The organism is Idiomarina ramblicola, assembly GCF_003987255.1.
Taxonomy (GTDB): domain Bacteria; phylum Pseudomonadota; class Gammaproteobacteria; order Enterobacterales; family Alteromonadaceae; genus Idiomarina; species Idiomarina ramblicola.
The window spans coordinates 236,296-253,079 of record NZ_PIQC01000003.1 but is presented as its reverse complement, the minus strand read 5'-3'; the positions used below and the strand labels follow the sequence as shown (position 1 = coordinate 253,079).

The following is a 16,784-nucleotide window of genomic DNA, read 5'->3' as shown; positions in this document are numbered from 1 at the left end:
TGATTTGTAAATAACCCTATAATTGTCATTGTTTCTTAATCTCGCACAAGCTGACAAACTGTTTCGTTTTGAGTGTGCTTTTAGACAAGGATGTTGCGCATGATTGCACGCTTTCTTATTGGCTTACTGTGTTTATGTTTTGCTGCCGCTGCCCAAGCTACCGATTATGAGGTGTCTGGGGTTTCCGACATGTTTGACTACTACAACGGCACTTATACGGAAGATGGTCTACAGAATGGTAAGCCTTATTTTCGTAAAGATGAACCGATGAGTTGGTCTGGAGAAACGTACATATTTTACGATGGCGGGCGATGGGGGATTGGGCCAGATTTAATGATGGCAGAAATCACCAACTTCAACTCCTCCGATACCCCACCAGAAACTGGCTGGGAAAACATGATGAACCCTGGCGACGACATTCGGGTAACTCAGGCTGGAGCTGGTATTTCGTACTCCGAAAAATACTTGACTGAATCAATAGACAACGATGGTTCATTTACGCAATCGGTTGAGATTAGTCATAATAACTTCAACGGTGAAAAATTTTCCGGCAGCATCGGCTTAGACTTTGTAGCAGATGGGCGAGTTAACGTTTACAACTTGCCTGCTGGCCTTACTGCTAAAGTCATTAAGCAAAGTGACACCAAATTAAAATTCTACCTTGAAGGCCAGGCGAGTGCTGCTACCCAAGCGGACAATGTGACTAACGTTACTTTATCCTTCCCTGATTTTGCATTTATTGGCTCTGGCAGCACGTCGGCAGAAAACACCTCTGGTTCACTCACAGAAGACTTCGTCATTCAATTTCGAGATGAAGTGAGCGTAGGTAGCACAGGTGATCACACAACTATTGCAGCGGCTATTTCAGCCGCACAGCCTTTTGATATTTTGCGCGTAGAAGAAGGTGTGTATACCGAGTACGACATTCAAATCGGGAAAAACATAGCGATTGTGGGTGCGGGTGCAGGCAAGACGATTGTTCAGGCCGACACAACTCCGGGAAACGCGCCAGGGCGTGTATTTTCTGTAAGCTCTAATCTGGCAGATGTTGTTATCTCTGACGTGACGATACAGAATGGTTATGAACAAGGCAATTACGGCGCAAATGGCGGCGGCATTTATGCACAAAGTTTCATAGTTTTGCAGAACTGTCATATCACTAATAACATGTTGCTGTCTGGAAATAACAGTGCTAATGGTGGTGGGATAAACGCCATAAAAGGGTTGAGAATTGAGAACTGTCTTGTTGATAAAAACACTGCAGAGTTTGAGGCGTCCAGAGAATTTGGTGGTGGCGGTGTTTATTTCGGAGGTCAGGCAACAATTATTAACTCAACTTTTACTGATAACGAACTTAAATATGCCGGCACCGCAATTAATACAATGCGCGGAGGAGCGATAGCAGGAAACAACGCTTCAGGCCTTACCATGGTGAATTCTACCGTTGTGGGAAATAGTGCACCTGGAGTCGGTGGTGGTGTAGCGCTTGTAAGGCCAGACGCCGGGACCTATGAGATTGTAAACAGCATTATTACCGGTAATGCCTCGCCATTAATTACAGCGGAAGCAGACTTACACGTAGTCGATGGCTCGGCTACTATCAATATTCGCAATTCTATCACTGCATTTGTCTCGCCATCTGGTGGTTCAACCATCAACCTCACCGACACCCAAAACGTCGACCCAATGTTCGATAACTTCGGCAACTACGGCGGCAATACGAGTTTGTTTGCTCTTACCAGCGGTAGTCCGGCGATAGGCGCAGGCTTAGTAACTGATGATGTGCCAGATCTCGACCAGCGTGGCTACAGTCGTTCGAATAACCCGGACATTGGTGCCTATCAGTACGACGGTACCTTGCCGGTTTATGTCACGTACCATGCCAATGGTGGCTCTGGTGACGAGCCGGAACTGGGCTACAGCTTATCGGAAGGCAAGTCGTTCACCGTGAGTGGTCTGGACTCGTTAAGCCGTGCAGATCATACCTTTAATGGCTGGAATACCGAGGCGAATGGTAGTGGTTCAGCTTATGTTGAGAACGATTCGATCACCCTCGGCACTGCTGATGTTGACTTGTACGCGCAGTGGACGCCGGATGTGGTGGGTTACACACTGTCATACACGGCGGGCGCGGGCGGCAGTATTAGCGGTGATGCGTCGCAAACCGTTGAAGAAGGGACTGATGGTGTGGAAGTAACGGCGGTTGCTGATACTGGCTATTCATTTGCGGATTGGAGTGACGGTGTCACCACGGCTGCGCGTCAGGATAGTAATATTACCGCCGACCTTTCTGTAACAGCAGGTTTCGAGCGCAATGAATACACGGTCACCTTTGTGGTTAACGGCACCGAGTTCGGTCAGCAGCAGGTCTTGCATGGAGACAGTGCAAGCGATCCGGGTACGCCAAGCGTTACGGGCTACACTTTTACTGGCTGGAATACCGATTATAGTGCGGTAACCAGTGACTTAACGGTAGTAGCAAACCTGAGTATTAATAGTTATCCGGTGAGCTTTTTTGATCACCTTGGTAACCTGATTTCGACGGTCAACGTTAATCATGGCAGTGCCGCGAATGCGCCTGACGCACCAACACGCAATGGCTACAACTTTAGTGGTTGGAGTGTGGACATTAGTACGGTCACTTCTGCACTGGATGCCACGGCGCAGTATGATCTTAATAGCTATACTGTCACTTTTGCTGACCACGACGGTTCGGTTATTGCTACCCAAACAGTTGAATATCAATCAGCGGCGACTGCGCCAGCCGACCCAGCGCGTTCTGGCTATACCTTTACTGGCTGGAGTGGTAGTTTCAGTTCGGTGACCGGTGATGTCACTATTACCGCACAATATAGCGTTGACAGCTATGTGGTAACCTTTGCCGACCACGATGGCACTGTTATAGACACTCAGTCTGTAGCGTATCAATCAGCGGCAAGTGCACCGACAGATCCAATACGTAGCGGTTATACCTTTAAGGGCTGGAATGGCGACTTCAGTTCAGTGACGGGTGATGTCACTGTTACCGCGCAGTATACGAGGAATACTTATACAGTAGCGTTCGTAGACTATGACGGCTCAACTATTACGACTGAAACCGTCGAGTACCAATCAGCGGCGACTGCACCGGCAGATCCAACACGTAGCGGTTATACCTTTACGGGCTGGAGTGGTAGTTTCAGTTCGGTGACTGGTGACGTCACTATTACCGCACAATATAGCGTTAACAGCTATGTGGTAACCTTTGCCGACCACGATGGTTCAGTTATTGTTACTCAGTCTGTAGAGTATCAGTCTGCAGCCACTGCACCGGAAGCGCCTGTGCGAGAAGGCTATACGTTTACCGGTTGGGACACTGCCTTTGGCTCGGTTACGGGCAGCCTTACAGTTACGGCTCAGTATGAACAACAAATGCTACGTATCAGCTTCTGGATTGTCGGTGAGGGTACTGTTTCGCCGGAAGAGCCATTGGTTAACTGGGGGCAACAGAAAGTATTCACAATTACTCCTGCTAACGGTTACCGCGTGGAGAGCGTCCAGGGGTGTGGTATTACACTTTTAGAAGGCCAGAGATACCAAACTGAAGCAATAACAGCAGATTGTGAATTGGCCGTAAAGTTTTCCCGGGAGAACGTTAATGAGGGTGTTACTCGCAGCTTTTTGTACTGGACAATGTTCTTAGAAGAAACTAACCAATAGCTCATATCTAGGCGTGGCACTAGTTTCGGCGGTGCCCGCCATTATTTCCTTTCTAAAGTGTGATCTATCCGCGTTTCAACACCGCCAAAATAATTCAACAATGCCAACGTTTGTGGTACCGAACTTGAGCTACAAAGTCGCGAAGTTTATGCGCAAAGTCATACCATAAAGTGTAAAGATACGTTAAGATTTAACCAAACGCGCCCACTCAAATAATAAAAATAATGATACACGGACGTATGAACAAACCCTTGGTATGCGTATTTGTAACGCTGTTACTCAGCGCCTGCAGTAGCGTGGCCAACAAAGCGACAACGCAGGTTAGTCAGGCCGTTAAAGTATCAACGCCTGACGCTGCCTCCGGCGCAAAGCACTACCAGCAGGCGCTGGACCAGTACAACCTGTTCATGGACAATCTGGGGCGGGTGGTGTATCAGGCACCACCACAGTGTAATGGCGTAAAGCATTTTAACGTGGTTCACCAGGTTAGCCCCGAGCATGTCATTGTCGGCAATGACGAAGCCAACGGCATTGTCATTAGACTTGAACAGCAAAACGACGACTGGCATTTGTATAACACCACGGTAACTTTTAACCGGTTGCTGCAAATTCCCTGGCCACTCACCCCACCAACAGTTCGGTTGGCTTTGTATCATTCAGTTTCTCAGTCACAAGCCAAAGCGCTGGCACAGCAAGTTCAACAGAAATGGCCAACTGTGAAAGTTGAATGGTCAACCAACCAGCAACAACAAATTGATTCACTAAAACACTGGTTTGCACCACAGCGCGTGGGCTTTCACGGCGCTATAGCGGAACTCAAGCCGGTAAACCGCGACGCTGACTTCTACAGCATTACTGAAATTGAACTACAGCACTGGGTCGACAGCAGTTACGCGCTGCGCGAATTGGAGTTGCGGGTTAAGAACAATCAACGTTTTTATCATTGGTTTGCCCAACAACCTGAAAAAATTAGTGAACTAGGCTCTACCTATGGGGCGGTTAATCGCTACCCATTTTGTGCTCAGGTTGACCAATTGCAACGTCATTACCAGCTGACCGCTAACGACAACCCCTACGCTCAACTGCCATCAAATACCGACTTTAATCAGTACTCTCAGCTACAGCGGCTTATTTTAAGTCAGCTTTATATCACGCTCGATGGCAACGTTCGTTCATTACTCAACGATTCTCAGCAGCCTGCCAGTGAGGCAGAATCTGAACGCCCGTCGATTTTCTCAGAACCTGTTGCTCCGGTAAGAATAGAACTCAATGAAAACAATTAACAAAAAGTGGTGGGCGGTATTAATGACTGCTCTGGCCACCATTTACTTATTTCCGGAAATGATTTTCAACGCTGAATTGGTGACAACGGCCGGCTCTGCTAATGCCAGTGCTGACGACATCCATCAGCTGGAGCTGTTTGGTCGGGCAATTTCCGGTATCGGCGTTACGCTGCTTATTCTGGACGCTATAAAAACCTTTCCGCTAGCTTCTAAGTTTAAGACGCTGTTGTTGTCTCTGGGTATATTCTTAATGGTATGGCCGGTGGTGTTCTTTGGGCAAAAAGCGCTAATTGATACCTTGATTATTGACAGTTCAACCGCCGAAGAACGGCAAACCGCGTTTTTAAGTATTATTGTAAAAAATGCGTTAGCGGCCAAAGCTGTGGATGTCGACGGTCTGCCCTTCGACTCCGACAACCCCGCCTCACCCGTTTCGCGAACCTTTCTGTCCTTATTTGGTGGTCTGGTGTACGCCAACGACAACGTGTTGAATCAAATTAAGCAGTCAAAAGAGGCGCTGGCAACCGCTTATGTTGTGAATCAAACGCGTGACAAGGTCGACAATTATGTAGACCAGCATCACCAACTGGCGGGCCGGCTTAATACTGCTTACTACGACAACTATTTGCCCGCCTACAATGATTATAAGTCGGCAATAGTGAACAGCCAGGAGCGCGCTAATGAAGAATGGCAAAAAGTTGAACAGCAATTAACAGACGGTTGGGCTGAGTATCAGAAATTAACTGAAGCGGCTGATGACATGGCAACTCAACAAGCCGCGCAGGCCGCACCGCGCATTTATAAATTTCTCGATACCTACTTTGATGGCTGTGTGCGTAACGGTAAGCCAAACACGTCCTGTCGGGCACGTGCGGTAAAGCGCTATAACCAGCAAATAACCCGCCTGGGTTATGGCGAAATACCTTTTCAGTACTGGTTAATTGAAGAGGAAGTCGGGGCCGCAGAAAACTGGTTCAACACCATTGCAGGCGCCGTATTAACGGGTGGCGCGACACTGGCTGTACAAGGACTGGATGCCATAACCGGTGGCGACGGTGGCTTTAAGGACAAGCGTTATAAATACACCAAAAGCGAGCAGCATTATAAACAGCGTATTGCCGCTTACTCAAAATTCCAGCAACAGTTTGTCGATAAGCACGGCTACCCGCCGTTTCTGAATAGACAGCAATTTAATGGCCACGAGCAAACCAGCCGTACGATTCGTGCCGAGCTGGAAAAGTCGGGGATCAAGCTGGCAGATACATGGACACTGACCGACCGTCGCAGCTTTGACACTGCCGTGGTGCAAAAAATAACGTCGCAGGCCATGAGTCGTTGGTCTAAAGCGCTTGATGACAAAGCGGTAGACTTGCCTCCGGGCCTCAGCTGGCGCCAATTTCATCAGCACAACGAAGTCCTGGCTTACATAAACCGGCATGTAAATGGAATAACACTCACGCGCTACAACCCTGAGTGGAGTGATGAGCAGTTTAAGCGTTTTGCTATAGAGCCCCAGGTGCGTCAACAAGTGGACAATTTACTCAGTCAACTCGCTTCCAGCCAAGCCGAATTTGCTGATGGCGGTAGCCTGGAGCAGCAGGGTAAACAGAGCTTACGTGCCGTGATTGTTCCGCCTATATCAATGGCCATAAGCCTGCTTCTGGTGTGCCTGACACTTATTAAACTACCTTTGCGCTACCTGCAACTGGCTATTAGTGAACCGTCTAAACCGGTCAAAGCGGCGTTTGCTGCTGTACCCATAGTAACCGCTGTGTTGGTTATTTATGTGCCTTTAAAGCTGTTGCAGCCGGGGTTTGCGCAGCAATACCCGGGCGCTGCCGTGTTTTTAGATGCGGTAGAAACATCAGCCAATGGCTTTACCGCTACAAGCCTGGAATGGACGTTAAAAACGCAACCACTGATATACCCGGTTGGACACGGTATGGCCAATCTAGTCAACTTTAAACAGACAAGTCAGGTGATAACCGAACCTTTAGCGGAACTCGATGAGGGTTTTGCAAAAATTGACTTATCACTCCCACTCGACGCAGAAACAAAGGAGTAAATTGTTAGATGCTTAAGCTGATAGAAAGTAATGGAATTCAACGATTAGTGACCGCAAGTTTACTGGTGCTGGTTCTGCTGAGTTGGCAGCAGTTTTTTAGTCTTCCCGATGTTCTTGACTGGCTGCTTCCGGTTTTGTTGGGGGTATGGTTTTTACACTATATTTTCTATATTTTTAAAGATTCTCCGTCAGCGCGTTTTTTTGCCATGTCGTTATCGCTTTTTTTAGTGATGATTGCGGTTTACGGCATGTCCCATGTCAGTGATGCAATGACCGCCCCGGTGGGTATTACCGGTATTGGCAATATCGTTATGCAATTCACCGACTCCTTAGTGCTTACCTTACCGGACAAGTTTTACTCAAGCACCACGCATAAGGATGTAGCAGAAACCTTACTTGGGACTTCTTTATGGGTGATGGTGGGAGTGCCTTTCTTGATAGGGCTTTTTACAGATACTGCCCGGTCATTTGCCGGACTGTTTTTTACCGCCATGTTTTATGTCGCAACGCTGATGGCACTTTATGGTCTGGATCTCTTATAAGGAATCACGGATGAATCAATTGAATCAAACACAAAACCTACAGAAGCTATTGACAGAACTTAAATGGGCTAACGACGAACTGAATGAGCTTAATTCACTAAAAAAGTATTTGCCAACAAATGATGACATAGCTCAACAACAGCAAAAGCTTGATAAAGAACAACATGACGCGCGTATTGGTGTGCAGTCGAGGGCCTGGTCTTCATCTCTATGCAGCCTTCGTCTGGTTGCTGAAAAGCTCAACTTTAAACCGACAGTTGAGCAGATGTCATTATTAGATGCTGAAGATAGTGCGGAGATAGAGGCTGATGCGATTCGAGATAAGCTAAAACGCACAGAGAAAGAAAAGGCACGAATCAATGATGAGTTGGACGAGGTTAATAAAAAACTGGAGCAGTGCCAAAACCAAATAGAGGCGAAAAAGAAACAACGCGATGAACAACAAAAACTGCTTGCTGCAAACAACCGCAGAACGTTCTACCGAAAGCTAGCTCATGCTCCGGGCATTGTGTTTGCTGTTATAACAGCGATTCTTAGTATTGAATACTTAATTGCTTAACTTTAGGCAGAAATTAAGGAATAAACCATGACATCATCAGAGCAAATTTCATCGCTAGAACAGCTCCAAGGCGAACTTGAGCGCAAAGCAGTTAAACTGCAATCAGAAAAGAGCGATATAATAAAGCAGCTTAAAGAGCTGGAACCCCAAACAGTTTCTGCATTACAAAAGCAAATAGATGCAGGTCATGGTATACCCGAAGTTATTCAGCAGATAATGGGCGCTGTATACCAACAGCTTGAAAATTACCAACAGCAGCGTATAGAAGAAATATATAAGTTCAAAGTGCCCCTCCTTTATCAACCCGATCTAAATGCTGTTGATTGGTTATCGCACTCTTTTAATGAGGACGAATTGGCGCGCCAAATTACCTATGGCTGCGAGAGCTTTATCGATGCCAACCAGTACGGATTGTATGAGTCTATTGAGCTGCCCCTAGTAAAACCCTTATTGGCCACAGAAAGAAGCTACGCTGTTTTTGACAATGAATACCAAATAGACAAGCAGCAGGGCTTGAATGTCTTGCACGAGCGCGTAATGCGTCTTGTCGCTATGATGCCCCACAGCAGCCGCTTTACCTTGCTGGACTTAGACGGTTTTGGCAGCAACTTCATATACAAAAATGATCTGCCAAAAACGCGTCCGGTCAGTGACGATGTACATAAAACTTTGGACGATATTGCCGCTGATATCAAGCGCATTTATGGCCTGTTCAGTGTGCAGGTTCAGTCGCTACTGGACTTTGATGAAGGCAGCCGCGGTAACGAAGACTTTGAGTTCATTATGGTGGCTAACTTTCCTCGGGGCTTTGACCGTCGGAGCATTGAGCAACTTGCTCGTATTGCTGAGAATGGCCCTAAATGTGGTAAGTATGTCTTTTTGCACATTGATGAAGAGGCCGAATTCCCTAGCGGTACCTCGTTATCAATGTTCAAAAATTTGGAATACCTGCCGTGGCGCACGCTAAAAGAGGGTGAGGCTGGCGAAGGCTTTTTCCCGGTTGAGTCAACAACCATGCAGGCTATTTTTAAAGGCATTCAAAATTCTGAAAAACAAGAAACCGAATTGCGCTTTGAAGAAGGCACTCCATTTATAAACGACTTTGAACAGTGGTGGCAGGCAGACCCAGTTGCGCAAATCCATACGCCGGTAGGTGGCTCAGGCGGTAAAAAGAACGACCTTAGAATTTGGTTTGGTGAGGGTAAAGACAGCGTCTGTGCTCACGGTATGTTAGGCGCAACCACAGGTGCTGGTAAGTCCAACCTGTATCATACATTTATTATGGGACTTGCCTGTCGTTACAGTCCGGATGACTTGCAGTTTTATTTGGTGGACGGCAAGCAGGGCGTTGAGTTTACTGACTACCGCAGCCTGCCGCATTGTCGTGTGGTATCGCTGTATACTTCACCACAATTGGCGCGTAGCGTACTGGAAGAACTGGTCGACACTATGGAACGCCGAAATGAGTTGTTTACTCAGTATGGCGTGTCGTCATTTGCGGAGTACCGCAAAGCGGGCCAACCCGGCGGTAACCTGGCGCGCATTGTCGCGGTGGTGGATGAATACCAAACCTTCTTTGAGGACGACCGCGACGGGCTTGGCTCTGAATTAATGCTAAAACTTGTTTCACAGTCGCGCAGTGCGGGGATTCACTTATTTGTTGGATCGCAGCGCTTCAACGTTGCGGGTATGCAAAAGCAGCAGGCTATTTTCGGTAACATGCACTTACGTGTTGGTATGAAAATGACTGCCGCTGATATTACGGCATTAAATGAGTTCCAGGCCGGGGGCAAAGCACTACTGCGCTCATGTCAGGAAGTTGGCCAGGCGGTTATCAATGACGCGCTTGGTGACGACTCTAGTAATATACAGGGTCGCATTTTCCGCATGACCGATGATTTGCGTAAAGAGCTGATTGAGCGTTTGCAGCAGAAATGGCATGACAGTTATGCGGACCGTGAGCTTGAGTCGCCTGTTATTCTCAATGGCACCGAGCAGCCAAAACTATCGGAGAACCCGCAGTTACTGCATGTACTGCACCATTACGCAGAACGGCCGGACGATAATCAGTGGCGCGAGTTTGCTGCACTACCGCAACACGCCGCCGGTCTTGGTATAAACGAGTGGTACCCGGTAGAAAAGCCTCATGTATTTTGGTTGGGGCAGCAACAAAACATTCATGGTCAGTCGGCGCTTATATTGCGTCGTCGCCAGGCTGAAAACTTGGTTATTGTCGGTGATAACGCAGAAGCCAGGCTGGGCCTTAGTGGCATGATGTTGGCGCAGTTACCGGTAAACCATGGTCATTGCGATGCTAAAGCGTATTTGTACGACTGCGCGATAGAAGGTTCACCTTGGCATGGCGTGTTACAGCAAGTTGCTGAGTCTACTTCTATTGAGACCAATGTTGCTACCCACTCGGATGAGTTCGCAGCGCAGCTTAATGAACTGACTGAGGAATTAAGCCAACGCCAGGCGGTTGCCTCCAGTGACCGTCATCAATTGTCGTCAATTTACCTCTTTATAAGTGAAGCCCAGCGGGCAGAGGCTTTGCAAATGAGCGAAGGCCGTTTTGGTACGCCGACGCCGAGCGAGCAGGGTCAGCTGTTGGAGCAGCTTTATAGCAAAGGCCCGGAACTTGGTATTCACGTGGTGCTTGCGGTAGACAGTTACCGGGCTCTAAGCCAATTGATGGAGCGCGCTATGTTGAGCAAGTTCCGTCATCGTATAGCGTTGCAAATGAACGAGGAGGACTCGTTTAAATTCATTAATGGGCGTCAAGCCTCTCGTTTACAGGCAGCAGGGCCTAAACCCATTTATGCGTTGTACATTGAAGAAATGCAGAATCGTATGGAGCAGTTCAAGCCATATGCCTATCAGAGCCAGGAGAAGCTTACTGAGGAGCTTGAACAGTTAAGCCAGGAAAGACAACGTTGGGAGGCGTAATATGTCTTTAAATGACGTTGAGCCTAAGCTGCATCGCTACAACCATGAAATTGATGAACTGCAGTTAGCGCTGAACCAGTTTCAGCGCCAACTGAATGAATGCCTGGAGCAGGGGCGACGAGAGTTTGAAGCTGACTTCTATGCACAAGCAACGGTGATTAACGACGAGTTGTCGCAGTTGTCGCAAAATTTGTCTGAGCAATTGCTGGTTGATATTAAAGACGCAACTCAGCATCGACTAACGTTACTGCGCAGGTATTTGTATGAATCGTGAAGGTTTCCAGCAATTACAAGACCTTGAGGCCCTGCTGAAAAAAGGGCTGCAACGGCTCGATGAGCAAACAAAGCAATTTGAAAGCAACTGGCATACGTTAACCGACAGCTATGAAGGAGAAGGCGCTGAGGAGGCTGAAGAGTTGCATTTGCAGGCGTCTAATAATCTCAGTAGTTACCTGCAACAACTTGAACACTTAGTCAAAATAACTGCGGATGAACTGGGGTAAAACGGCATGCAACCCAAGTGGCTAGCAAATCAATTGAACCTAATTGTTGATGACGCCAGTGTCAGGCAGCGTATTTATGGCGATTTAGGCGAGGAGCTTCGACATTTACAGCGTCAGTGCGACGACGGTTGTTATCAGGCCCAGGTTACAGTGAATGACTGGGAGGAAAGGCTGCGGGCGAACGAGCAGAAGCTAAGCGATGCTGTTAAGCAGCTCGATAAGCTACGGGCAGTTGCAGACCAGCAACAGCGACAACAGCAGGACTCGCAAACGCAAACCAACGAACTTGATAAAGCGGTTAAGAGTAAGCAGCGTAACTGGGAGCGGGAGCGCAGTGAAACCAGCAGTGAGTTGGCAAAAGCAGAAGCGGGGCTGGCAAACGCAGAAAAACAATTGAGTAGGGCAGACGCTGAAGAACGTGCTTGTGAGCAAAGGCTGAGTCATGCTCGAGCTGACTTAAATACCTGTGAGGTTTCGTATCGATATGAAACTGTGTATGAAAATGGTCAGTCCAGGCAAGTACGAGTGAAACCCGATTGCAGTATGCAGAGGCAGGCGGTAAGAAATGCTGAAGCGGCCCTGAGCAGTGCACAGCAAAATGTTAGTTACTGGCATAAACAGGTAGCCGATTATAAAAGCTTAATTAGCCGCCTGCGCGATTATCTTAGACAGTGTCAGCAACACTTGTCGAACTGTGCCAAGGCATTGACACACATTAGCGCTGTACGAGAGCAACATCAGCAGCAACAACAGCAAGTTGAGCAGCAGCATGAGCAGCTTCAGCAACTTGATGACGTATTACAGCAATACCAACAAGTGCGGGATAATATGGTGCAGCTACATAAACAGCAGCAACAGGCGGAGCAGCGGGCGCAGCACAACAAAGATGGACTTATCAGTGACGAGCGTAACCTGGCCAACAGTCTTAGCGACACTGACGCGCAATTATTTATGCTACAGCGAGCACTGCAAACGAAGGCAGAACAATTACTGGCATTTGACCGAAAGCTGTTCAGTTGACCTTATGCAGGAGGCAAGCCGATGAGCCATTTTGAACCTATTAAACGACATTATGAGCAAAGTTGCGACTTGCAACAAAGTATCCGCCAGCAAGACGATGAATTTAGTGAACAATTAGAAACGTTAAATGCGCGCTGGAATGATAACGCCGGGCAGGCTTTCTATCCTCGTTACGGTGTGCCACTGCAGGACGAAGTGCAGCGCCTGCAAGATAACACCAGTAACTTTGTAACAACCACAGGTGAGCTTGTTAATGCGTTAACGGACGTTGATAAGTTAAACGAGGAGCTGAGCAAAGAACAGAGCCAGGTTGATGATCTGGCGCATCAGCAGCAGAGTAAAAATAGCGAAATTGCCGCTATGGAGCGTCGTATTGAAAGTACCCATGAAGATATTGGTAATACATTGAGCCAGGCGAGCTCAATAGCTGCTTCTGTGCCATAGCTTGTAGCCTGATGCTATTGCATCAGGTTCGATCTTAACAACATCTGGCTACCCGCCCTGCGGGAGGGGCATTACTGCCCCTCAGTAGCCAGTATTAACAGTAGTGAGCCACTCTTAAGCACGGGCGTTACTGAAAACTTAGCGTCACAGTCATCAGTTATGTTTGCAATGGTGTATTGGTTTTTTTCCCATTCGCCGGTAGGGCAACTGCCGGCAACCTTTTGGTTAATTCTGTAACCTGGGTCTGGGTTGACGGTAACGCTGAGTGAATCACCCTCTTTAATGTACTGCAATGGCTCTACCGACAAACTAGCGTTGTCGCTTACCGTAAGCTCGACGCGTATAGCCCCCTCAACCTCTTGGTAGGTTGCACTGATGTTTGCGTTTGCGGTTATGTCTTCAAATGGCTGCGACCAGCCAGCAAAATGCCAGCCGTCGGTAACGCTGAATTCTGGTACTTCAGCGCTCTCACCCCATTGAACAATTTGTTCTAGCTCGCCACCGCCAGTGCGTTCGCCATACTCGCCTAAATCAAAGCTTACCTGATACTCCAATTTCTCGAACTCTGCTTTTACAGCGCAGTTTTCAAAAATGGCCGCTGTGGTGTAAATACGCTCTGAAAGCGATCCGTCGCAACCCCAGGTGTCTGCAATTTGATGCCCGACTAATGGTGTTAGCGTAACATCAGCGGAAGTGCCGGCGGTGACTTGTTGTCGTTGCGGAGACGCATGGCCACCCTCATTTGCTGAGGCTGTTACGGTGTAAGTAACGTCCTGAAAAACCGCGGTAACCTGGCTATCTTCCAGGTCTCCTGCTGTTAGCTTACAGTGACTGTCTTGATCGGCGCATATTCCCTCCCAGCGCACAAACTCAACGTAAGGGTCTGGCTCGGCGAAAAAGGTGACGTTGTCAATGTCTGACAAGCCGCCAAGACCGATAACGCATTGGTTTCGACAGTAATAGCTAGGGTCTACTCTAATAGCGCCTTGAGCTCCCATAACCTTAAGTCTTGCGCCAATTAATGGAGCGGGTTCACCATTCCACTGAACATTATCAATAGCCACCAAACGTTCATTACTGCTTTCACTGGTTTTATAGTCAACGTACCATGCGATGCTATGCTCACGTTCTGTGAGTTCTCTTGAAAATGTGGCCCAACCGTCGGTGTTACCTTCTAAAAGCACCTGTTGCCCATTGAGAAAAATATAGAATGAGTCTATGTCCGACTCATGCTGTACTTTATAGTCAAATGACAGACGGCCTTCGCCTTCAAAGTAGGATTTTAGCGTGTAAGATGCGAAACCTGACTGAGTACTGGCTTTAAGCGAGGTGCTGCCCGCGCTGGAGTCATTTTGCACTTGCCATTCGTCCGAGTATCTTGATGGATAAAAATGGAGTTCCTCATTGTCTAGCACTTTGGCAATATCGGCTGAGGTAAGTAGTGACTGCGAGCGCGTAAAATACGCATAAGCATGTTGATAGCGATCAGCACTGACAACACATTCTGGTTCTGTACCGCGACAGGCGCCGCCCCAACCTATGAAGCTTTCTCCCTCTTCAGGTATGGCAGCGAATGTGTGTGTGCCACTAACCGGCTCTGGGTATAAGTCGCAGGTATTGTTACACGTTGTGGGGTAAGGTTCAGTTTGAATTTCAATGCTACCCGCCCCAGAAGAGCGCAGTGTAACAGGCTTATTCGAATCAGGGTCTGGAATAAACTTTATACCGTCAACCCAAAAACGATGGTCGCCACTGATGTTGGCATTGTCTGTGAATAATTCGATGGTCAAAGGGGTAATAGCAACAAACTCACGATCAATGTCGAAGCTGTATTGTGTCCACCCAGTTTCGCCGTTCACCTGTATTGGTGAACCTAAAAAGCGCAAGGCTAAGTTATTTTCCTTGCCAAACGAGGTTTTTAGCCAGAACTTGAGCTTGCCTTTACCTGCGACCTTCATGGTGAGCGAAACTAAGCCATTTTCATTGATGTAAGGAGAGCGAAGTGAGTAGTCACCAACGTTAACGGTTTGCTCATCGACACGCCACTGATCCTTAAAGTACCCTAGCTCTATATCTACTTCGTCAGTATCCAAAGCGACTTCTTTAGCGACGCCTTCAACGTATACTTCTTGCAGTTCCGGAGTGGGGCCGTGTAATGCATTGGTTGTCAGCTGGCATTGCTTACCTGAAATACTATCGCATTGCTCACCCCACTTAATAAACTCAAAGCCGGCAAGAGGTTCTGCGGTAACAGTGACATCGGTGTCTATATCGAAGTCTTGTGTGCATATACCGGAACAAGTTGGCGTCTGACCATTAAAGCCAATGCGCGCATAAGGGCTATTAACTGCAACGTAGCTGTCTTTTAATACTGTGAGGTCTCGAATTTCGGTGAGCTTGTCTACGCGAGTGGAAAGTGCCCTTACTGCGTCTGCACCATCAATTTGTGTATGGTTAATACCGCAAGGACTGCCATTACAATCAAGATCTGGACTAGAAAATTTATAAAGTTTTTCCGGGTAGTTACCTTGTTCGCCAAAAGATGGCACATACGCCATAACGGTAACAAAGTCGTGCTGCTTGCCATAGCCGCGGGCATATGGAAAGGCATACCCCTCTTCGCCTTGTTTGTATGAGTGCGCGAGCCCCATATTATGGCCTAACTCATGAGCATTGGTGAAATCGCTACAGCTAATGGAGGTATGGGATATATTAACAACTTCGGGGTCGTAAGGCTCGTTATTCATGCCAGCAGCTCGAGCAAGGCCACAGTAGCCGTCATTTGAAACAAATGGGCGCATAGTAATTAAGTAGTCGACGCCGGCTTCTAGCGCATAAGCATAAGCGGCACCAAAGTAAGGACTTTCAGGATGCATTTCATTGAGCGCTTCAAAACTCGTTTTTTTGTTCTCAGGGTCGTAGTCGATTAAGAATGTTTTGTGCAAATTCATAATCAGCGGGATCGTGCTGTCGGCATAAATTTCGTTGGTGGTGTCGACAATGTCTGCTATGCGCGCTAGTGCCAGGTCTTCGCCTTCGTAGTAGTCAATGGTTGCTTGCGTATAGAGAATGACCGCGTCGAAGGTCTTTGATGTACCGTCGTTGCTTGTGGCGTCTGCACTCTTAGTAGGTGTTTTTACGGGCAGTGACTTCGTGTGTGGATCCATCATAATGGCATCGTCTTCTGCTATGCGTGCCGGTAGCTCGTAGTCATCGTAAATAAGTGACTCGCCGGCAATGCTCAGAATTTTCCAGCGGTGTTGGTCGGTGCTAATGGTCGTTATGGATGTGTTGCCGCGTTTGTTGACCCTAATTTTGCCTTGTGAAGTGTTGGCAGTCAGTGTCGCCACGCCATTAACGTCGGCATGCTGGCGCGTCAGCTCCGCTTTGAGCAGAACACCTGACGGTAACTTGAAGTTATGTAAAGCCGGTTGAGCTGTTTGATAACTCAAGCCTGTTCCGCTTATTATCTGCAAAGACTCAAGTGGCTTTTCGGTAGAAGCTTGTAGGCGTTGCTTAATTTTAGCAATAGACTCTGTTGGGGTTTGGCCTTGCGCAAAAGCACAGAAACACAGAAAAACTAGCGCGACAATCAATCGAAGCATTATGGCATCCATTCCGTAATAAGTGAGTGCACGCTAAATTAACATAAAAACAACTTGGTTGCGCTAGTAACCTTATACCTGACGCTATTGCTTTAGGTGCGGTCTAGTAATATATAGA

At 47.7% G+C, this 16,784-nt stretch carries 11 protein-coding genes; 10 read left to right on the top strand and 1 reads right to left on the bottom strand.

What is annotated here, in order from left to right:
• The first annotated feature begins 99 nt into the window (after positions 1-99).
• The 10 genes from CWI78_RS04495 to CWI78_RS04450 all read left to right on the top strand — a co-directional run bounded on the left by CWI78_RS04495 (position 100) and on the right by CWI78_RS04450 (position 13,061).
• Complete coding sequence (locus CWI78_RS04495) at positions 100-3,699, top strand: InlB B-repeat-containing protein (protein WP_167468597.1); 3,600 nt, start codon at positions 100-102, stop codon at positions 3,697-3,699.
• Between the two features lie 239 nt (positions 3,700-3,938).
• The gene (locus CWI78_RS04490; RefSeq protein WP_126780672.1) at positions 3,939-4,982 is read left to right on the top strand and encodes a hypothetical protein; all 1,044 of its coding nucleotides are present in this window, start codon (positions 3,939-3,941) and stop codon (positions 4,980-4,982) included.
• Entirely contained in the window at positions 4,969-7,047 is a 2,079-nt protein-coding gene (locus tag CWI78_RS04485) for a hypothetical protein (RefSeq protein WP_126780670.1), read from the top strand. Before CWI78_RS04490 ends, CWI78_RS04485 begins: the two co-directional genes overlap by 14 nt.
• Positions 7,048-7,055: 8 nt before the next feature.
• Positions 7,056-7,589: a hypothetical protein gene (locus CWI78_RS04480; RefSeq protein ID WP_126780668.1), complete on the top strand. Its 534-nt coding sequence runs from the start codon at positions 7,056-7,058 to the stop codon at positions 7,587-7,589.
• Positions 7,590-7,599: 10 nt separating this feature from the next.
• A complete protein-coding gene (locus tag CWI78_RS04475) occupies positions 7,600-8,148 on the top strand; it encodes a hypothetical protein (protein WP_126780667.1) in 549 nt (182 codons plus the stop codon).
• Positions 8,149-8,175: 27 nt separating this feature from the next.
• Positions 8,176-11,094: an FtsK/SpoIIIE domain-containing protein gene (locus CWI78_RS04470; protein ID WP_126780665.1), complete on the top strand. Its 2,919-nt coding sequence runs from the start codon at positions 8,176-8,178 to the stop codon at positions 11,092-11,094.
• A 1-nt stretch (position 11,095) separates the two neighbouring features.
• Positions 11,096-11,368 carry a hypothetical protein gene (locus CWI78_RS04465; protein WP_126780663.1) on the top strand — a complete coding sequence of 91 codons (273 nt, stop codon included), beginning with the start codon at positions 11,096-11,098 and terminating at the stop codon, positions 11,366-11,368.
• Positions 11,358-11,597: a hypothetical protein gene (locus tag CWI78_RS04460; RefSeq protein ID WP_126780661.1), complete on the top strand. Its 240-nt coding sequence runs from the start codon at positions 11,358-11,360 to the stop codon at positions 11,595-11,597. The genes CWI78_RS04465 and CWI78_RS04460 overlap by 11 nt, the downstream gene beginning before the upstream one ends.
• Before the next feature lie 6 nt (positions 11,598-11,603).
• Positions 11,604-12,617: a hypothetical protein gene (locus tag CWI78_RS04455; protein ID WP_126780659.1), complete on the top strand. Its 1,014-nt coding sequence runs from the start codon at positions 11,604-11,606 to the stop codon at positions 12,615-12,617.
• Positions 12,618-12,638: 21 nt separating this feature from the next.
• A complete protein-coding gene (locus CWI78_RS04450) occupies positions 12,639-13,061 on the top strand; it encodes a hypothetical protein (protein ID WP_126780657.1) in 423 nt (140 codons plus the stop codon).
• A gap of 71 nt (positions 13,062-13,132) precedes the next feature.
• Here CWI78_RS04450 and CWI78_RS04445 read toward each other — a convergent pair whose 3' ends face one another.
• On the bottom strand, positions 13,133-16,666 hold the full coding sequence (locus CWI78_RS04445; RefSeq protein ID WP_157982695.1) for an InlB B-repeat-containing protein: 3,534 nt from the start codon (positions 16,664-16,666) through the stop codon (positions 13,133-13,135).
• Between the last annotated feature and the right edge of the window lie 118 nt (positions 16,667-16,784).